This window comes from Janthinobacterium sp. UMAB-56 (genome assembly GCF_900095265.1).
Classification (GTDB): Bacteria; Pseudomonadota; Gammaproteobacteria; order Burkholderiales; family Burkholderiaceae_D; genus Janthinobacterium.
In genome coordinates this window covers 142,702-161,091 of record NZ_LT607656.1, presented here as the reverse complement: position 1 = coordinate 161,091, position 18,390 = coordinate 142,702, and the positions used below count along the sequence as shown (strand labels likewise).

Genomic DNA, 18,390 nt, shown 5'->3' with positions numbered 1-18,390 from the left:
GATGATGCGTGCAACGGCGTGTTCTTAGCGGCGGCTGGAAGTAAATGTCAACAGTAACGCTACCAGGCCCACCAGCACCAGCGGTCCCATGAACAGTGGCGCGAGGAATTTATGCGCGTTCACGGCGGCCAGCACGACGCCCGTGGCCAGGCTGGCCAGGAAGATGAACAGCCACCAGCCCGAAGCATTGGCCTTGTTCGGCGGCACGCGCTTGGCCACCAGGCCATTCGCATAAGCATTCTTGGCAAAGAAAAAGGCGATAAACAGCAGCAACAGCACCATGCCGCCGACCAGGGTGTCGCGCGACGAGGTATCGGTCGTGCCGGCAGTATCAAACGCGGGCGCAGCTTCGGTCGTTGCGGTGCTGGTGGCAGCGCTGGCAGCAGGGGCATCTGCCGCCGGTGGCGCGGACGCCGGAGCCGGCAAAATAAAACCAGTGTTGTCTTTGGGAGTGTCTTGCGCCATGGTATGCCTCTGTTGAATGGAAGGATTTTTTAAGGAATGCTGGTTCAGGCCAGGGTCAGGGTATGGCCTTCGGCCACGCGCACGATGGCCGGCTTGCCCAGTCCACGTTTGAGTTCGCCGATGTCGCGGCCGTCATCATCACGGATCTGCACGCTTTTGAATGGATGCAATAACACTTGCCGCTGCACGCCGTCGGCCATCACCTTGTAGCGCGTGGCGCGCGTGCCAAGCAGGCCCAGCGCCAGCAAACCCAGCACCAGCGCCAGCACGCCGCCCAGCATCACCAGCACGGGCAACAGCGGATACTGGATGCGCACCAGCAGCGGTATCGTCGCCTGCGAGGCGCGCACGCTGTCGGGCGGCGCAAACATGCTGGAAATCGGGTCGCCAGGGAACAGGTCCTGCAAATCCTTGCCAAAACTGGCCGCCAGCGCCAGGCGCTGTTCCGACAGGCCAACTTGCGCCTGCATCGGCAGCAGCACCTGCTTGCCCATGGCGGCGATGGCCTGCGCCGACCATGGCGAGGCAATCTGCGCCATCGGCAGCGCGAACTGAACTTGCACGGACTGGCTGGCGCCAGGCTGCAACTGGCGGATCTGATCCGGCGCGACGTGCAGGGGCGCGTTCTGGCCGGCCAGGCTGGCATGTACTTTGGCGCTGTCGATCACATACGGGAAAAACATGTTTTGCAGGGACGCCTGCAGCAGCACTTGCGGCACCAGTTTCGCCGCATCGACGTCGAGCACGATGGTGCGCCCGTCGCGGCCCAGGCTGGCGTGCACGTTGGGACTGTTCTTGACGGACTGGGGCACGATGCGCACGGCATCCTGGTCCACCGGCTTCAAGCGCGCGGGCGGGCGCGTCAGCACTTGCGACAGCCGTCCTTCGGACAGGATGCGGTTCAATGCGTCAGAAGCAGGCTGGCCATAGGCGAGCGCATACACCATCAAACCCTTGGCGCTGTACAGCTTGCCCTGCACGGGCATGCGCAGCGGAAACACCACCGTCTTGGTGATCGACGGCTCCAGGTGCAGCAGGCGGTAAAAGTCGCGGTTGCGCTCGGCCGTCTGACTGTCGTTGTTCGGGCTGTTCTTATTATTGGTAAAGATCCACACGATGCCGGAAGCGGACTGGAACGGTCCCGTGATGGTCTTGGTGACGGCTTCCTGGAAGTCCGTGTCGGCCAGCGCGCCACCGGCACCCTTGCGCGCCAGGCCCAGGCTGGCCAACTGGCCCGCCACGCCAGCGCCGCCCTGCCCCTGTCCCAGCAGCGATGGCGACCGATTGCTGCCGCTGCTCTGGCTGAAAGCCAGGGTGTAGACCTTGTCGGACGGGCTTGTGGCGGCCTGCGCCACGGCACCCACCAGGGCCTTCAGTTGCGAATGTTCATCCGTATAGAACGGCTCCATCCAGCCCGAGTTTTGCACGAGAAAGGCTTGCTGGATGCCGGCAGCCTGCACTGCGGCCGTGGCGAGAAAAGCGGCGCAGGCCGCGATCAGGACGCGCGCTTTCATGCCTGCAAGGCCCAGCCATCGATGCGCGACAGCAGCGGGTGGTAAGCCCACAGCGTGCCTTCATGGACAAACAGGCGCACGCGCCATGGCTCGCTGACGGCAAAGGTATGAAACACGGTTTCGCGCAATGCATCATCCTGCACCAGTTGCGCCGCCAGGCGCTCGTTCGAGCGCAGCACGCTCGACAGGCCGGCGCTGGTGGCAAACTTGACGCCAAACACGCTGCCGCTGGTGGCCGAATCGGCGCCAGACTCCAGCAAGGGCATGACGGCCTGGTTCTTGCCGCCATCGTCGCCGTGTTCCGGCTCCTCCCACGGCGCCGTTTTCAACTTCGTGGCGAAGCGGTAATTGAAGCTGCCCGAACACAGACGCGGCGCCAGCGCATCGGCCCGTTCGGACTGTGCGCCCAGTTTCACGTAGACATAAGTGCCCCGGCTACGCTCAAAGCACAGCTGCCACAAGCCGCCATCGCGCGACACGTAGGGGCTGCCGAATTCGAAATGCGGCACCAGTCCTTCGGGCCATGGCGTAAACGAGGCGGCCACGTTGCCGTCCGGCTGCAATTGCAGGCGCAACTGGCCATAGGCGCAAGGCCACACGGCCATGCGGTTATAGGCCACGGGCGCGCTCACGGCGCCCAGCTCGACCACGCCGTCGAGCAGCACGTCGCTGCCCGGATTTTGCGCCGCATCAAGGTTGACGAAACGGATGCGGCCATCGTCGTCGCGCAGCGGCGCCCACAGGCGGTTCTGAAACCAGACGGGCGCGGCCGCGCACGGCGCGCCGCCCACATGCTCGACCACGTAGCTCAGCGAAGGCAGGTCGGGACGGATGCACGCCAGGCCATGACTGGTCGGCAAGACCAGCACGCTGTTGAATTCCGGCACCAGCTCGGCGCGCCAGGCGCCGTGGGCCAGGTCCGATTCGGCCAGCAGGCTGCCATGGTCGGGGTCCAGCGCCAGCCAGCGTTTCGAGGCGGGCAGCCAGGCGTGCAAGACGGCCTTGCGTGGGTCGAGCGCCAGCAGCGCGGCAGCGCTGGTGCCGAACTGGGCGGAAAAGAATTCGTATTCGCCCGGCGGCGGCATGGGCAGCGAGGCATCGGCCTGCGCATGCTCTTCGCGCACGCGCTGGTCGGCCAGTTTCAGGGGCGCGCTGGCCTGGCGCAAGCCGGCCGGGCCGGCCGGCGGCACGTCGCTGACGGGATGCGCGCCGAAAGGCGGAACCCAAGGCAGCACCCTGGACGGCGTGGCGGCCGTGTCGGGCGGTACTTGCAAGGCCACGCCCGAGGCGGGGTCGAACGAGAATTCGGGCGGAAACTGGCGCACGGGCGCACCGGCGGCTGCGGGCAGGCGCCGCGCAAGCATCAGCTTGCCAATGTCGGCATGGCTCAGCAAGGGCGAGACGTTCTGGCCGTCCGCGCTGCGCTGCATGGTCCACGCGCCCTCGTCATCCACGTGCCAGGCGCCGGAAGGCAGTGGCCAATCCCCAGAAGTTTTATGGTCCATTTATTTTCTATGACTAGCAATGCATTCAGACGGTGTAACACGTGCTGGGGCTGACGAAACGAAGTCGCAGCCCTGGCAGTTCTCATAGTAACGTCTTTTTATCTGTATGGAAACATTGACGAGCTTCCTCAGCCTTGCTGCGTCCGCACTTTCGTCAGCAGCTTGGTGGTCGAGCGGTCATGCTCGAAATCGATGGCCACGGCCTGGCCGCCATATGCCAGCACGGCGCGCCCTTCGGGGATGGCCGCCATGTCGTAGTCGCCGCCCTTGGCATAGATTTCCGGCGCGATATCCTGCACCACTTCCAGGGCACTGTCTTCCGAGAACGGCACCACCAGGCTCACCGCTTCCAGCGCGGCCAGCACGGCCATGCGGTCCTCACAGTTGTTCAGGGGACGGTCGTCGCCCTTGCCCAGGCGTTTCACTGAAGCATCAGTATTCACGGCAACGATCAGCGAAGCGCCCAGCGCGCGCGCCTGCGCCAGATATGTCACGTGGCCGCGGTGCAAAATGTCGAACACGCCGTTCGTCACCACCACAGGTTTCGGCAAGGCTTGCGCGCGCGCGCGCAGTTCTTCGCGGCCGCACAGTTTGTTTTCAAAATCAGGCATGGATATCTCTTGTTGGGTTAAATACGCGCACGGTCCGGCGTGACTATCGTCTTGGATGCCGCCGCCAGCGTGGCGCCAGGCATTGATCAGGTCCAGGCGGCTGACGGGCGGCGACAGTGCAATTCATCGCCTTCTCCCTTCTCTGCCCGGTCCCGCATTATAGGGGGCGATCCGCTACAATACGCCATTGGCGCCACAGTTTTACGTTTACGCCACCTTTCATTCATTGCAAGTACGCACTTCCTGTGTTTCAATCAAACTATGACACTGACTGAACTGAAATATATCGTTGCAGTCGCGCGAGCGAAGCACTTCGGGCATGCCGCCGAAGCTTGCTTCGTTGCCCAGCCCACCCTGTCAGTGGCCATCAAGAAACTCGAAGACGAATTGGGCGTGGTCCTGTTCGAACGGGGCGGCGCGGAAATCTCCGTCACGCCCCTGGGCGCACAAATCATTGCGCAAGCCGAGCGCGTGCTGGAACAGACGGCCGCCATCAAGGAACTCGCCAAGCAAAACAAGGACCCGCTGGCCGGCCCCCTGCGCCTGGGCGTGATCTACACGATCGGCCCCTACCTGCTGCCGCCCCTGGTCAAAGCCATGATAGACCAGGTACCGCAGATGCCTTTGATCTTGCAGGAAAACTTCACGGTTCGCCTGCTCGAATTGCTGCGCCAGGGCGAACTCGACGTGGCCATCATGGCCCTGCCCCTGCCCGAACACGGCATGGCCATGCAGGAACTGTATGACGAACCGTTCGTCGTCGCCATGCCGCGCCAGCATCCGTGGACGGTGCGCGAAAAAATCGCCGCACAGGACCTGAAATCGGAAACCATGCTGCTGCTGGGCAATGGCCACTGCTTCCGCGACCAGGTACTGGAAGTGTGCCCCGAAATGGCGCGTTTTTCCTCGCCCGGCAACGGCATGCAGCGCACGTTTGAGGGTTCTTCACTGGAAACCATCCGCCACATGGTGGCCAGCGGCATCGGCCTGACGGTCTTGCCGCGCGCCTCGGTCGCCAATATGCATGCCACCGAGGGCATGCTCGAATACCGGCCATTTGCCGAACCCGTGCCATCGCGTAGAGTGGTGATGCTTTGGCGCAAGAGTTTTACGCGCAAGGCCGCCATCGATGCCCTGTGCGCGGCCATCGCCAGCTGCGACCTGCCCGGCATCACCCCCTTGTGCGAAGACGCAGCCTAGCGGCCAGGCGTCAAAATAGTACATCACCATACTATTTGCGATAATCGACCTTTCTCTTCAACAAGATCGAGTCTTCCATGAACAAGCTGGCGCTGTATTTCCGCCTGATACGGCTGGACAAGCCTATCGGTACCGTATTGCTGCTGTGGCCTACCCTGTGTGCGCTATGGCTGGCACAGCAGGGCGTACCGGACTGGCGGCTGCTGCTTATTTTTACGCTTGGCACTTTCCTGATGCGCTCTGCCGGCTGCGCCATCAACGACTACGCGGACCAGGATATCGACAAATTCGTCAAACGCACGGTCGACCGCCCCATCACCAGCGGACGCATCAGCGGCAAGGAAGCACTGGCCGTGGCCGGCGTGCTGACGCTGCTGGCCTTTTGCCTGATCCTGCCCTTGAATGCGCTGACCAAGCAACTGTCGGTGGCCGCCGTCATCATCGCCGGCACCTATCCCTATTTCAAGCGCTTCTTTGCCATCCCGCAAGCATACCTGGGCATCGCCTTCGGCTTCGGCATTCCCATGGGCTTTGCCGCCATCACCGATGCCGTGCCTGTCGTCGCCTGGCTGCTGCTGCTGGGCAATGTCTTCTGGGCCGTAGCCTACGACACGGAATACGCGATGGTCGACCGCGACGACGATTTAAAGATCGGCATCAAGACGTCGGCCATCACCTTCGGCCGCTACGACGTGCTCATCATCATGTTCTGCTACGCCGCATTCCTGCTGCTGTGGCTAGCCTGCGGCTGGCACCTGGGCTTGCGCTACTGGTATGTGGCGGGCTTGCTGGTGGCGGCCGGCTGCGCCGTTTACCACTACTTTCTGATCCGCGCACGCGAGCGTATGCCGTGTTTTGCGGCATTCCGGCATAATAACTGGCTAGGAGCGGCGGTGTTTGCGGGAGTGGTGCTGGACTTTGCTTTCCGTTAATCAATGGTCCTTGCGCCGCAGCAACCATTGAGGCCGCGCAAGACTAGCCTGGCCGCAGCTGCCTACACTGGTATTTCACTGTGCAGTTTCACTTCCATGAGGTAATACATGAGCTCGATACATACCGGAAAATCCAGCAACGACAGCATCCTCGCCGACGCCGACAAGGCCCGCGATAAACTGGTCGGCGACTTGAAAACCGTCATCAATGAAGCGGAAGGCTGGCTCGATGGCGCCAAGGATCAGACGGGCGAGAATGTCAAAGCCGTCAAGGACAAGTTCATCGCCACCCTGGAAACGGCCAAGAAAGACTTGATCAAGCTGGAAGAAGACTTGCTCGAACGTACCAAGAAGGCGGCCAAGGCCACCGACGAATACGTGCAGGACAATCCCTGGAAAGCCGTGGGTGCGGGCGCCGTCGTGGGCGTGCTGTTCGGCCTGCTGCTCTCCTCGTCACGCCGCTAGCTGGTACCGACGGCTCAGGCCGTCTCCTGACGCGAAAGGCAACATATGGCTATCATGCACCATGTCGCCCAAGTCGCAGCGACCCTCGGCGCCATCGTCCAGACCCGTCTGGCCCTGGCGGCCGTGGAAGTGGAAGAAGAGTCGCTGCGCTTCCTGTCCTATCTGGCGCTGGCCATGCTGGCACTGCTGTGCCTATTTGTCGGCCTGGTGCTGCTGGTGTTCCTCGTCATCGTCTTATTTTGGGACACGCACCGCATCGCCGCCATCGCCATCACGGCCGCCGTCTTCATCGTCGCCGCGCTGGGCACCTTACTTGGCGTGCGCGCCAGTTTCCGCAGCAAGCCGAAACTGCTGTCCTTCACGCTTTCCGAACTGAACAAAGACCTGGACGAGCTGCAACTGCTGGCGCGCCGGGAATCGGAGCGGCCATGACCACGCATCCCACCAAACTGTCGCATGTGCACAATGCCGCCAGCCTGGCGCAGCGGCGCGACGCACTGCTGGCCGAATGCGCGCTGCAGCGCCTGGCCCTGGGCGTGCAAACGCGCCAGTTGCTGGAACCGTTGACGGGCGGCAATCTGCGCCACACCCTGGCCACGCGTTTTAAAGTTCCGCTGATGCTGGGCGGCGCCGTGCTGGGCCTGCTACTCGTACGCCCACGCCGCTTCCTGCCCCTGCTGCGGGCCAGCGGCGCGCTGCTCAAGCATGCGACGACCGCCATACCTGTCGTGCTGGCACTGGCACAGCGTTTCAGCAAGAAAGAAACGCCGCCTTAAAATATTTTTACCTAGCTGCATCCAAATGGCAGGCCCATGCGTAGTAATGGTATCAACCAACCGGTTGAGCCAACTACCAGGAGTTCGCCATGCTTGCCACCACCGCCCCACGCCATTCCGCCCCTTCGCTCACCGTCTTGTGCGCCGCCCTGCTGTTGGCCGCCTGCGCTCCCATGAGCGCGCGCTATTCGCAAGAACAATTGCCGAATGCCGTCAAAGTGCCCGATGGCCACCAGGTGGCCATGCAGACGGTGGGCGTGGGCAAGATCGCCTACGAATGCAAGACGAAAAAAGACATGATGGGCCATGAATGGGTCTTCGTGGGCCCGGACGCGGCCCTGAACGACCGCAGCGGCATGCAAGTGGGCACCTATGTCGGTCCGCCTGCCACCTGGGCCAACCTCGACGGTTCGAAAGTGACAGCCACGCAAGTGGCCGTGGCGCCGGCCGGTGCCGGCAATATCCCGTATCAGCTGGTGAAAGCCAACCCAGCCACGGGCAGTGGCGCCATGCAGGGCGTCAGCTACATCCAGCGCGTGGCCACCAGCGGCGGCGTGGCGCCGGCAGCGCCGTGCGGCATGGACACCGTTGGCGTCAAGCAATGGGTGCCCTACCAGGCCGACTACATCTTCTGGAAAGCAGCATAAATACGGCAGCGTGACGGTTGGCAAGCCGGTTTCTGGCCTATACTCGGCCTTGAAAACTTGCCAACCCTTACCCCTGACGATTGCGCCAACCTTGCCAACGCTAGCCGCCCCTTACGATTACGATGCCGCCCTGCGCGCCTGCGCCAGGGGCGAGCAGCAGGCTTTGCATGGCCTGTACCAGCAGGAAAGCCGCTATCTGCTGGGCGTGGCCCTGCGCATCGTGCGCCAGCGGGCCTTGGCCGAAGACGTGCTGCACGACGCCTTCCTGAATATCTGGCGCCGCGCCGGCAGCTTCGATGCCACGCGCGGCAGCGGCAAGGGCTGGATCTATGTCGTGGTGCGGCACCAGGCGCTGAACGTGGCGCGCGCCCGCGCCCATGAAGTATCGGCCGACGAGGATACCGTGGAAACCCTGCTGCAGCAACGCCACGGCGACGACGCCACTGATGCCTACGCCCTTCAGGCGAACATGGGCAAGTTGCACGATTGCCTCGGCCACCTGGACGAAGCCAAGCGCAATAGCATCCTGTACGCCTACGTCGATGGCTGTTCCCATAGCGAAATCGCGCAGCGCCTGCAAGCGCCGCTGGGTAGCGTCAAAGCCTGGGTCAAGCGGGGCCTGGCCGCCTTGCGGGAGTGCATGGGATGATCAGCAACGACGAACAATTGCAAAGGCTGGCCAGCGAATATGTGCTGGGCACCCTGGAACTGGACGAACGCGCGGCAGTGGAACAACGCTTGCCGCGTGAGCCAGCCTTGCGCGAGGCTGTCGATGCCTGGGAACGGCGTTTGCAGCCTTTGACCACCCTGGCAGCGCCGGAAACGCCCTCCGCGCAACTGTGGCCGCGCATCAGCGCCAGCCTGTTCACGCCGAAAACCGTGCGGCAAGCGGGCGGCTGGCAGGCGTGGTGGAACAGCCTGGCCTTCTGGAGAGTGCTGGCCGGCGGCGGCTTGGCTGCCACGGCCGCGCTGGCCGTGCTCGTCAGTGTGCAATTGCAAGCACCTGGCGGACCCGGCTACCTTGTCGTCCTGGTGGCACCACAGGATAAATCGCCGGGCTGGATCGTGCAGGCGGGTGGACGCGGCGGCAAGAACCGCGACCTGAACCTGATCCCGCTTGGGCCAACAAATGTGCCGCAGCAAAAAGCCCTGCAATTCTGGACCAAGGGCAAGGACTGGGGCGCGCCAGTCTCGCTGGGCCTGGTCAAGCCGGGCCAGAGCCTCAAGTTGACCTTGGACAAGCTGCCGCCGCTACAGCCGGAGCAGCTGTTTGAAATCACCCTGGAGCCGGCCACGGGCTCGCCTACGGGCAGGCCGACAGGACCCGTGCTTTACATCGGCCGCGCCGTCAAAGTCATTTAGTTACTTGGCAAGCTCGTCGCCCATCTCGCGCCCGCGCTGCGCGGCCGCCTTGATGCCCTTGACGATGGCCGCCTTGACGCCACTCTCTTCCATGCTGGTGAGCGCCGCATACGTGGTGCCGCCTTTCGACGTGACGCGCTCGCGCAGCAGCGACACGGCTTCGCTGGAGTTCGCCGCCAGCTGCGCCGCGCCCGTGAAGGTGGCAATCGCCAGCTGCGTACCCTGTTCCGGCGTCAAGCCCAGCTCGGTGGCCGCCTGCTGCATCGCTTCGATAAAGTAAAACACGTAGGCGGGACCGCTGCCGGAGACGGCCGTCACAGGGTCGATCTTGGCTTCGTCAGCGAGCCAGACCGTCTGGCCGACGGCGCGCAGGATAGCGTCCGCCGTTTTCTTTTGCTCGTCGCTGACGCCGCTGCTGGCCACCATGCCCGTGATACCCATGCCGATCAGGGCCGGCGTGTTCGGCATGCAGCGCACGATGGCGCGGTAATCGCCTAGCCAGCGCGACAGGTCTTGCGCGCGGATGCCGGCGGCGATCGACAGGATCAATGGCGCCCGTTCCCCGCCCAGGAAGGGCAGCAGCTGCGCCGCCACTTCGCGCATGCTTTGCGGCTTCACGGCCAACACGATCACGTCCACGCCGCGCAGCGCGTCGTCCGCAAGCAGCGCCGTCGTGACGCCGAATTGCGCCTGCAGTTTTTCCAGCGCGGGCGCGTGCGGGTCGATCACGTGGATATTGCCGCCCAGGGTCAGCTTGCCCGCCAGGCCGGCGATCAGGGCCGCCGCCATATTGCCGCCGCCGATAAAGGCGATATTCAATTCTGTCGTCATGGTGATGCTTTCTATCAATCAGTTAGGAATAAATGCGGGAACCGAAGATGGCACTGCCCACGCGCACGATGCTGGCGCCTTCCAGCACGGCGGCGCGCAAGTCGGCCGACATGCCCATCGACAGGGTGTCGAGCGCCAGGCCCTCAGCCTTCAATTGCTCGTACAGCGCGCGCAGTTGCGCAAAGGCACGACGCTGAAGCTTGATCTCCGTTTCCGGCTCGGGAATCGCCATCAGGCCGCGCAAGCGCAAGCGGGGCAGCTGTGCCACGGCGCGCGCCAGCGCCGGCAGCTCGGCAGGTGTCACGCCGCTCTTGCTGGCCTCGCCGCTGATATTGACTTGCAGGCAGATATTCAGGTCCGGCAAGCCGGCCGGGCGCTGCTCGGACAGGCGCGCGGCGATCTTTTCCCGTTCCACCGTATGCACCCAGTCGAAATGCTCGGCGATGGGGCGCGTCTTGTTGCTCTGGATGGGGCCGATGAAGTGCCAGACGGGTGCGCCTTGCGGCAGCGCAAGCTTGATGGCGGCAATCTTGTCGAGCGCTTCCTGCAGATAATTTTCGCCAAACGCCGTCTGGCCCGCGCGCATGGCTGCCAGCACGGCGTCTGCGCCGAAGGTCTTCGAGACGGCCAGCAGGGTCACGTCGGCCGGCGCGCGCTGCGCCTCCAGGGCGGCATGCGCAATACTCTCGCGCACGGCTTGCAAGTTCTGTTCGATTGTGGACATAATCATTTTCTAGTGTATAGGGGCGGCGGCACCGTGCGCCAGCCCATCAATGCAGGCACAGGGATTATAAATGGACATCTCCGAACTACTCGCTTTCTCCGTCAGCAACAAGGCTTCCGACTTGCATCTGTCTTCCGGCCTGCCGCCGATGATACGCGTCCATGGCGACGTGCGCCGCCTGAACGTGGCCCCGCTCGAGCACAAGGAAGTGCACAGCATGATCTACGACATCATGAACGACAGCCAGCGCAAGGCCTATGAAGAAACGCTGGAATGCGATTTCTCGTTCGAGATTCCCGGCCTGGCCCGCTTCCGCGTGAATGCCTACAACCAGGAACGGGGCGCTTCGGCCGTGTTGCGCACGATTCCCTCGAAGGTGCTGACCCTGGAAGAACTCAATGCGCCGCGCATCTTCGGTGAACTGGCCATGCGCCCACGCGGCCTCGTGCTGGTGACAGGGCCGACGGGTTCCGGCAAGTCGACCACGCTGGCGGCCATGGTGAACCACGTCAACGAGCGCCTGAACCACCATATTCTCACCATCGAAGACCCGATCGAATTCGTGCACGAGCCGAAGAAATGCCTGATCAACCAGCGCGAGGTGGGTTCGCACACGCATTCGTTCAGCAATGCGCTGCGCTCGGCCCTGCGCGAAGACCCGGACGTGATTCTAGTGGGCGAATTGCGCGACCTGGAAACCATCCGCCTGGCGCTGACGGCGGCCGAGACGGGCCACCTGGTGTTCGGCACCCTGCACACCTCGTCGGCGGCGAAATCGATCGACCGCATCATCGACGTCTTCCCCGCCGAGGAAAAGGAAATGGTGCGCGCCATGCTGTCCGAATCGCTGCAAGCCGTGATTTCGCAGAACTTGCTGAAAACCAAGGATGGCGCGGGCCGCGTGGCAGCGCATGAAATCATGCTGGCCACGCCGGCCGTGCGCAACCTGATCCGCGAAGCGAAAGTGGCGCAAATGTATTCGGCCATCCAGACGGGCAGCAATGTGGGCATGCAGACGCTGGACCAGTGCCTCTCCGACCTGGTGCGGCGCGGCACGATCTCGGCGGAGACGGCCCGCTCGGCCGCCAAGGCCCCTGAAAACTTCCCCGGATAAACCATGCAGACGACGCACGAACACTATGGCGCCATGCACGCGCTGCTGGCGCAGTTGCGCGCACGGGGCGGCTCCGACCTGTTCATCACGGCCGGCTTTCCCGCGGCCATCAAGCTCGACGGCAAGCTGACGCCGCTGGCGGGCGGTGCACTCGCCGCGCAGCAGGCGGCCGGCTACGTGCGCGCCGTCATGAATGCGCGCCAGGCGGCCGAGTTCGAGTCCAGCCGCGAAGCCAATTTCGCCATCAGCCCGGAAGGACTCGGGCGTTTCCGCGTGTCCGCCTTCGTGCAGATGGGCCAGGCGGGCATGGTCTTGCGATTGATCAATACCGCCATCCCCACCCTGGATGGGCTGGGCTTGCCCGCCATCCTGCAAGACGTGGTGATGAGCAAGCGCGGCCTCGTCATCATGGTGGGCGCCACGGGCTGCGGCAAGTCGACCACGCTGGCGGCCATGGTGGGCCACCGCAACGCGCACAGCCATGGCCACATCATCACCATCGAAGACCCCGTGGAATTCATCCATCCGCACGGCAACTGCATCGTCACCCAGCGCGAAGTGGGCGTCGACACGGACGACTGGGCCACGGCCCTGAAAAACACCCTGCGCCAGGCACCCGACGTGATCCAGATCGGCGAGATCCGCGACCGCGACACCATGGACCACGCCATCGCGTTTGCCGAGACGGGCCATCTGTGCCTGGCGACCCTGCACGCGAACAACGCCAACCAGGCACTGGACCGCATCATCAATTTCTTCCCCGAAGAACGGCGCCAGCAGTTGTTGATGGATCTGTCGCTCAATTTGAAGGGCATGATTTCACAGCGTTTGATCCCCAACAAGGAAGGCGCCGGGCGCAAGGCGGCGCTGGAAATCCTGCTCAACTCACCGCTGATGAGCGAGCTGATCTTCAAGGGCCAGGTGCACGAGATCAAGGAATTGATGAAAAAATCGCGCGAGCATGGCATGCAGACCTTCGACCAGTCCCTGTTCGACCTGCACCAAGCGGGTGCCATCAGCTACGAAGACGCGCTGCGCAATGCGGACTCCGTCAACGACCTGCGGCTGATGATCAAACTCAAGGGCGCAACGGCGCAGGAAGCGGCCCCGCAAACGGGCGCCACCACACTGGGACTCCTCTGACATGAGCAGCATTCACGATTTCCAGGCCGAGGCACTGGACGGCACGCCGCTCGACCTGGCGCGCTACAAGGGCAAGGTACTGCTGATCGTCAACACGGCCAGCGCCTGCGGCTTCACGCCACAATACCAGGGGCTCGAAACGCTGTACCGCGAATTTCACGCCCAGGGCCTGGTCGTGCTGGGCTTTCCCTGCAATCAATTTCGCCAGCAGGAACCGGGCTCGAATGCGGAAATCGGCACCTTTTGCGAAAAAAACTTTGGCGTCACTTTTCCCCTGTTTGCCAAGGTCGATGTGAATGGCCCGCATACGCATCCCCTGTTTGCGCAGTTAAAACAGGCGGCGCCCGGCATATTGGGCACGCAATCGATCAAATGGAATTTCACCAAGTTTTTGGTGCGCAAGGATGGCAGCGTGTTTCGCCGCTACGCGACGGCCAGCAAGCCGGCCAGCCTGGCGGCCGACATTCGACAATTGCTGCAGGAATAGCACGCGACGCTTTGATTTAAGACAACCTACATTGAAATCAATTGCTCCATATTTATTTCATGCTTGATATTAATATTGTGTTTCCAATAGCAAATTTCGGTGATAATGTTGACATAATTATTCGCAGATATCGATCAAAAAAACGATGCCAGTCTTGGGGAAAATATTATCTACATGGATGCGGTTGGGCATATATTCCCGCCTCTTCATTCCTATTTTTTTCCTCATACTCGCTGTTTCCACCGTCCGCTATCACGCCCTGCTCAGTACGGAAACTGCGCTGGCGAATACGCGCTATCAAAGCGATGCCCGGCAACTCGACCTGTTCCTGGCCAATAGCGTGCTGCCGCTGGCCGTGCACGCGGATAGTCAGGCGATGCACGACAACGTACGCCAGGTGCTGCGCAGCGCCCTGCCGCTGAACCGCAGCCTCGCCTCGGCGCGCTGGGACACGGCTGGCGGGCATGTCGAGGTGCTGGCCGACAGCAAGCTTGCCGACACACTGGCCGACGGCGTGCCAGCCTGGTTCGCGCACCTGGCCGGCATCACGGCCATCCGCAGCCGCCTGCTGGTGGCGCTGCCTGACGGCGGCGACGGCACCCTCGACCTGCATTACACGCCCGGCCTGCCCCTGGCGCAGGTCTGGCACAGGGTGCGCGAGCAGGCCGTCCTCAGCACCATCAATATCGTGCTGGTGTTTGTCTTGCTGGGCTTGATCCTTGCGTCGCACCGCAGGCTGCTGGCGCGGCTCGTGCAAGCGACCGACCGTTTTCGCGAAGGCAACTTCGCCGTGCGCCTGGCGGCCGGCGCCACGCCCGAGGCGCAAGCCGTGTCGCAGTCGTTCAATGGCATGGCCGGCGATGTCGAAGAGCTGTTTTCCTCGCTCAAGACCAGCCAGCGCCAGCTGGGCGAACAGTTGAACGAGACCGTGCACATGCAGCAGGCGCTGCAAAAACTGTCGTGGCAAAACTACAATGATGTGTTGACGGGCTTGCCCAACCGGGCCGCGCTGGCCGCCCGTTTCGAACAGGAACTGTTTCTCGCGCGCGAACGCCAGCGCCTGCTGGCCGTCTGCCTGTTCGACCTCGACCATTTCCAGGCCATCAACGACCGCTACGGCGCCGAGGCGGGCGATGAAATACTCAAGCAGGTGGCGGTCCGCCTGCACAGCTTTACGGGCCAGGTGCACTACGCGGCGCGCCTGGGCGGCGATGAATTCGTCATGCTGCTGTGCGGCCAGGCCAGCATCGCCTGCATCGAACAGAACATCACGCAATTGATGCAGGAACTGAGCCGCCCCTATCAGTGCGACCAGCAGGCACTGCACATGACGGCCAGCGCCGGCATCGCCGTGTATGCGGGCAAAGACTTGAATACGGAAAGCCTGCTGCGCCATGCCGACCATGCCGTCTACCAGGCAAAACTGACGGGGCGCAACCAGTATCACTTCTTCGACACCAACCTCGATGAAGAAGTGCGCACGCACCACAACCAGCGCACGGAAGTGCGCCAGGCCCTGATCAATGGCGAACTGCGGCTGTATTACCAGCCCAAGGTGAACATGCGCGCCGGCACGGTGGTGGGCATGGAAGCGCTGCTGCGCTGGCAGCATGCGCGCCGCGGCGTGCTGGCGCCCGCGCAATTCCTGCCGCTGGTGGAACAGACGGACCTGATCATCGACATCGGCGAATGGGTGCTGCGCCAGGCCCTGTGGCAGATGCAGCGCTGGGTCGCTTGCGGCAAGCACTGGGTGGTCAGCGTGAATATCGCGGCGCGCCACTTCCAGCAACCGGACTTCGTCTCGCGCCTGGAAACCATCCTCGGCGAGTTTCCCGGCGTACGCGCCAGCATGCTGGAACTGGAAATCCTCGAATCGTCGGCGCTGCACGACATCGAAGACGTGCGCCGCATCATCCGCGCCTGCCAGGCGCTGGGCATCACCTTCGCGCTCGACGATTTCGGCACCGGCTACTCGTCGATGTCATACCTGAAACGCCTGCCGGCGAACATCGTCAAGATCGACCAGAGCTTCGTGCGCAATATGCTCAACGACCGCGACGACCTGCACCTGGTGCGCGCCGTCATCGGCCTGGCCCGTTCCTTCAGCCTGACGGTGATCGCCGAAGGCGTGGAAAGCGTCGAGCATGGCGCGCGCCTGATCCAGCTGGGCTGCGACCTGGCGCAAGGCTACGGCATCGCCCGCCCCATGCCGGCCGACGCCGTGCTGGAGTGGGCGAATAATTTCATCCCCGCGCCGCAATGGCGCACAGCGCAGTACAGCGAAGCGCCTATTTGACTGGGGACAGGGCCGAGTCGATCAGCTCGACCCAGTGCCGCACGGGCGTCTGCGTGCCCGACTGCAGGTGACTCAGGCAGCCGATATTGGCCGACACGATCATCTCCGGCTGGCACGCTTCCAGGTTCGCCACCTTGTTGTCGCGCAGTTGCTGCGACAGGGCCGGCTGCAGGATCGAATACGTGCCCGCCGAACCGCAACACAGATGGCTGTCGGCGCACAGGCGCACGTCGACGCCGACGGCGCGCAACACCTGCTCGACCTTGCCGCGCACCTGCTGACCATGCTGCAGGGTGCACGGCGGGTGGTACGCGACTTTTTTGCCGATGCGCCCCTTCAACTGCGCCACCAGTTCCGCCTCGAAGGCCGGCATGATCTCGGACAGATCGCGCGTCAGTGCGGCGATGCGCCGCGCCTTCTCCGCATACCGTGCATCGTGTGCCAGTAACTGGCCATATTCCTTCACCGTGACGCCGCAACCTGACGCCGTCATGACGATGGCTTCGGCGCTGTCGACGCTGTCTACATAAGGCCACCAGGCGTCGATATTGCGGCGCATGTCGTCCAGCGCCGCTTCCTGGTCGTTCAGGTGATGGCGCAGCGCGCCGCAGCAGCCCGCCTTGGGCGCGACGATCAATTGCACGCCCAGGGCATCGAGCACGCGCGCCGTGGCCGCGTTGATGTTCGGCGACATGGCGGGCTGCACGCAGCCGTCCAGCAGCAGCATGGTGCGCGCGTGCTGGCGCGTCGGCCATGCGCCGGCGGCGGCGCCCGGGCGCAGCTTGTCCTGCAAACTTTTTGAGAGCAAGGGGCGCAGCGCCTGCCCCGCCTTGTACACGGGCGTAAACAGCCAGCGGCGCGGCAAGGCTTCCTTCAGGGCGAAGCGCAAGGCGCGTTCGCGCAAGGGGCGCTGCACGCGCTGCTCGACAACATGGCGGCCGATATCGACCAGGCGCCCGTACTGCACGCCCGAGGGACAGGTCGACTCGCAGTTGCGACAGGTCAGGCAGCGGTCCAGGTGCGCCTGCGTCTTGGCGGTGACGGGCGCGCCTTCGAGCACTTGCTTGATCAGATAAATGCGTCCGCGCGGGCCATCGAGTTCATCGCCCAGCAGCTGGTAGGTGGGACAGGTGGCCGTGCAAAAGCCGCAATGCACGCAGGCGCGCAGGATGGCTTCGGCTTCGTCGCCTGCCGGCGTATTCTTGATGAAATCGGCGAGATTGGTTTGCATGCGCGCTCAATACATTCTGTGCGGGTTGAAGATGCCGGCAGGGTCGAAAGCCTGCCGCAGGCGCTGGTGGATGGTGGCCACGGCCGGCGCCAGCGGGTGGAACACGCCCACCGCCTTGTCGCCGCCACGGAACAGGGTGGCGTGGCCCCCAAGCGCGGCCACGGCCTGGCGGATGTGCCGGGCGCTATCGGCGTCGGCATCGGCGTCGAGCTTCAGCCAGCGCTGCGCGCCGCCCCACTCGATCAACTGACGCCCCTTTAAAATCACGGCGCTGGCATGCGGCGGCAGCGACAAGCGCCACAGGCCGCCCGCACCGGCAAAGAAAGCGTGCGTCTGCTCGCGCACGGACAGCCAGAAGGCGGCCGCATCGTCGGCGGCCAGCAGCTCGCCGCCCAGCGTGTGCAGCGCCGCAGACACGGCCGCTTCGGCGCCGGACAGGCGCACCGTCAACACGCCATCGTGCCAGCAGCTGGCCGATATCGGCAGCGGTTTTCCGGCCCACTCATTGAGCATGCGCAAGGCGGCGACTTCCGCGCACGCCAGGCGAAACGTCGCTTCGCGCAGCGGCAAGGGCAACACCTTCAGCGACACTTCCAGGATCAGGCCCAAAGTACCGAGCGAGCCAGCCAGCAAGCGCGAGACATCGTAGCCTGCCACGTTTTTCATCACTTGCCCGCCGAAGGCCAGGCGTTCGCCGTGACCATCCAGCAGCACGGCGCCCAGCACGAAATCACGCAGCGCACCCGCGCTGGCCCGGCGCGGGCCGGACAGGGCGCTGGCGACGACACCGCCCAGCGTGGCGCCAGCGCCGAAGTGCGGCGGCTCAAAGGCCAGCATCTGATTGCGCGCGGCCAGCGCCGCCTCGATCTGCGCCAGCGGCGTGCCGCAGCGCGCCGTGATCACCAGCTCCGTCGGTTCATAGTCGATGATGCCGGCATACGCGCGCGTATCGAGCACCTCGCCATCAAACTGCTGGCCATACCAGTCTTTCGTGCCGCCACCGCGCAGGCGCAAGGGCTTGCCCGCCGCGCTGGCCGCCAATATCTGCTGCTTGAATTGTTCCACTATCGCTTGCAAAGGAGTCTCC

Annotated in this window: 20 protein-coding genes; 12 read left to right on the top strand and 8 right to left on the bottom strand. The window is 63.7% G+C overall.

The features are described from left to right. Positions 1–24: 24 nt before the first annotated feature. The 4 genes from K0F85_RS13590 to rfaE2 form a co-directional block, all read right to left on the bottom strand. Positions 25–465 (bottom strand): hypothetical protein, encoded by a 441-nt coding sequence (locus K0F85_RS13590; protein WP_219116537.1) that lies wholly within the window; start codon positions 463–465, stop codon positions 25–27. 44 nt (positions 466–509) lie between these two features. After that, positions 510–1,979 carry a hypothetical protein gene (locus tag K0F85_RS13585; RefSeq protein WP_219116536.1) on the bottom strand — a complete coding sequence of 490 codons (1,470 nt, stop codon included), beginning with the start codon at positions 1,977–1,979 and terminating at the stop codon, positions 510–512. Then, complete coding sequence (locus K0F85_RS13580) at positions 1,976–3,484, bottom strand: hypothetical protein (protein WP_219116535.1); 1,509 nt, start codon at positions 3,482–3,484, stop codon at positions 1,976–1,978. The genes K0F85_RS13585 and K0F85_RS13580 overlap by 4 nt, the downstream gene beginning before the upstream one ends. A 128-nt stretch (positions 3,485–3,612) precedes the next feature. Beyond that, positions 3,613–4,095 (bottom strand): D-glycero-beta-D-manno-heptose 1-phosphate adenylyltransferase, encoded by a 483-nt coding sequence (rfaE2, locus tag K0F85_RS13575; protein WP_219116534.1) that lies wholly within the window; start codon positions 4,093–4,095, stop codon positions 3,613–3,615. Between the two features lie 261 nt (positions 4,096–4,356). Between rfaE2 and K0F85_RS13570 the strand changes: the two genes are divergently transcribed. The 8 genes from K0F85_RS13570 to K0F85_RS13535 all read left to right on the top strand — a co-directional run bounded on the left by K0F85_RS13570 (position 4,357) and on the right by K0F85_RS13535 (position 9,477). Next, positions 4,357–5,295, top strand: a complete 939-nt coding sequence (locus tag K0F85_RS13570) for a hydrogen peroxide-inducible genes activator (RefSeq protein WP_219116533.1) — start codon at positions 4,357–4,359, stop codon at positions 5,293–5,295. Positions 5,296–5,372: 77 nt separating this feature from the next. After that, positions 5,373–6,227, top strand: coding sequence for a 4-hydroxybenzoate octaprenyltransferase (gene ubiA, locus K0F85_RS13565; RefSeq protein ID WP_219116532.1), 855 nt, complete (start codon positions 5,373–5,375; stop codon positions 6,225–6,227). Between the two features lie 108 nt (positions 6,228–6,335). Further along, positions 6,336–6,692, top strand: a complete 357-nt coding sequence (locus tag K0F85_RS13560) for a DUF883 domain-containing protein (RefSeq protein ID WP_219116531.1) — start codon at positions 6,336–6,338, stop codon at positions 6,690–6,692. A 45-nt stretch (positions 6,693–6,737) separates the two neighbouring features. After that, positions 6,738–7,124 (top strand): phage holin family protein, encoded by a 387-nt coding sequence (locus K0F85_RS13555; RefSeq protein ID WP_257572758.1) that lies wholly within the window; start codon positions 6,738–6,740, stop codon positions 7,122–7,124. Then, entirely contained in the window at positions 7,121–7,468 is a 348-nt protein-coding gene (locus tag K0F85_RS13550) for a hypothetical protein (protein ID WP_219116530.1), read from the top strand. Before K0F85_RS13555 ends, K0F85_RS13550 begins: the two co-directional genes overlap by 4 nt. A gap of 89 nt (positions 7,469–7,557) precedes the next feature. Continuing rightward, on the top strand, positions 7,558–8,115 hold the full coding sequence (locus K0F85_RS13545; RefSeq protein ID WP_219116529.1) for a DUF3455 domain-containing protein: 558 nt from the start codon (positions 7,558–7,560) through the stop codon (positions 8,113–8,115). A 49-nt stretch (positions 8,116–8,164) separates the two neighbouring features. Next, positions 8,165–8,764, top strand: coding sequence for a sigma-70 family RNA polymerase sigma factor (locus K0F85_RS13540; protein WP_374198695.1), 600 nt, complete (start codon positions 8,165–8,167; stop codon positions 8,762–8,764). After that, positions 8,761–9,477 (top strand): anti-sigma factor domain-containing protein, encoded by a 717-nt coding sequence (locus K0F85_RS13535; protein WP_219116528.1) that lies wholly within the window; start codon positions 8,761–8,763, stop codon positions 9,475–9,477. Before K0F85_RS13540 ends, K0F85_RS13535 begins: the two co-directional genes overlap by 4 nt. On the opposite strand, the gene proC is transcribed toward K0F85_RS13535, so the two are convergent. Together proC and K0F85_RS13525 are read right to left on the bottom strand one after the other, a co-directional pair. Beyond that, complete coding sequence (proC, locus tag K0F85_RS13530; protein ID WP_219116527.1) at positions 9,478–10,308, bottom strand: pyrroline-5-carboxylate reductase; 831 nt, start codon at positions 10,306–10,308, stop codon at positions 9,478–9,480. It abuts the gene before it with no gap. Positions 10,309–10,330: 22 nt separating this feature from the next. Beyond that, a complete protein-coding gene (locus K0F85_RS13525) occupies positions 10,331–11,032 on the bottom strand; it encodes a YggS family pyridoxal phosphate-dependent enzyme (protein WP_219116526.1) in 702 nt (233 codons plus the stop codon). 70 nt (positions 11,033–11,102) lie between these two features. Between K0F85_RS13525 and K0F85_RS13520 the strand changes: the two genes are divergently transcribed. From K0F85_RS13520 to K0F85_RS13505, 4 genes are all read left to right on the top strand, one after another. Further along, entirely contained in the window at positions 11,103–12,146 is a 1,044-nt protein-coding gene (locus K0F85_RS13520) for a type IV pilus twitching motility protein PilT (protein WP_219116525.1), read from the top strand. A gap of 3 nt (positions 12,147–12,149) precedes the next feature. Then, positions 12,150–13,289 carry a PilT/PilU family type 4a pilus ATPase gene (locus K0F85_RS13515; protein WP_219116524.1) on the top strand — a complete coding sequence of 380 codons (1,140 nt, stop codon included), beginning with the start codon at positions 12,150–12,152 and terminating at the stop codon, positions 13,287–13,289. Between the two features lies 1 nt (position 13,290). Beyond that, on the top strand, positions 13,291–13,776 hold the full coding sequence (locus K0F85_RS13510) for a glutathione peroxidase (RefSeq protein WP_219116523.1): 486 nt from the start codon (positions 13,291–13,293) through the stop codon (positions 13,774–13,776). Between the two features lie 184 nt (positions 13,777–13,960). Continuing rightward, positions 13,961–16,072: a bifunctional diguanylate cyclase/phosphodiesterase gene (locus tag K0F85_RS13505; RefSeq protein WP_219116522.1), complete on the top strand. Its 2,112-nt coding sequence runs from the start codon at positions 13,961–13,963 to the stop codon at positions 16,070–16,072. On the opposite strand, the gene glcF is transcribed toward K0F85_RS13505, so the two are convergent. Further along, a complete protein-coding gene (glcF, locus tag K0F85_RS13500; RefSeq protein ID WP_219116521.1) occupies positions 16,065–17,303 on the bottom strand; it encodes a glycolate oxidase subunit GlcF in 1,239 nt (412 codons plus the stop codon). The two genes, K0F85_RS13505 and glcF, sit on opposite strands and share 8 nt — an antisense overlap. Positions 17,304–17,309: 6 nt before the next feature. Continuing rightward, a complete protein-coding gene (gene glcE, locus K0F85_RS13495; protein WP_219116520.1) occupies positions 17,310–18,380 on the bottom strand; it encodes a glycolate oxidase subunit GlcE in 1,071 nt (356 codons plus the stop codon). Positions 18,381–18,390: the final 10 nt, after the last annotated feature.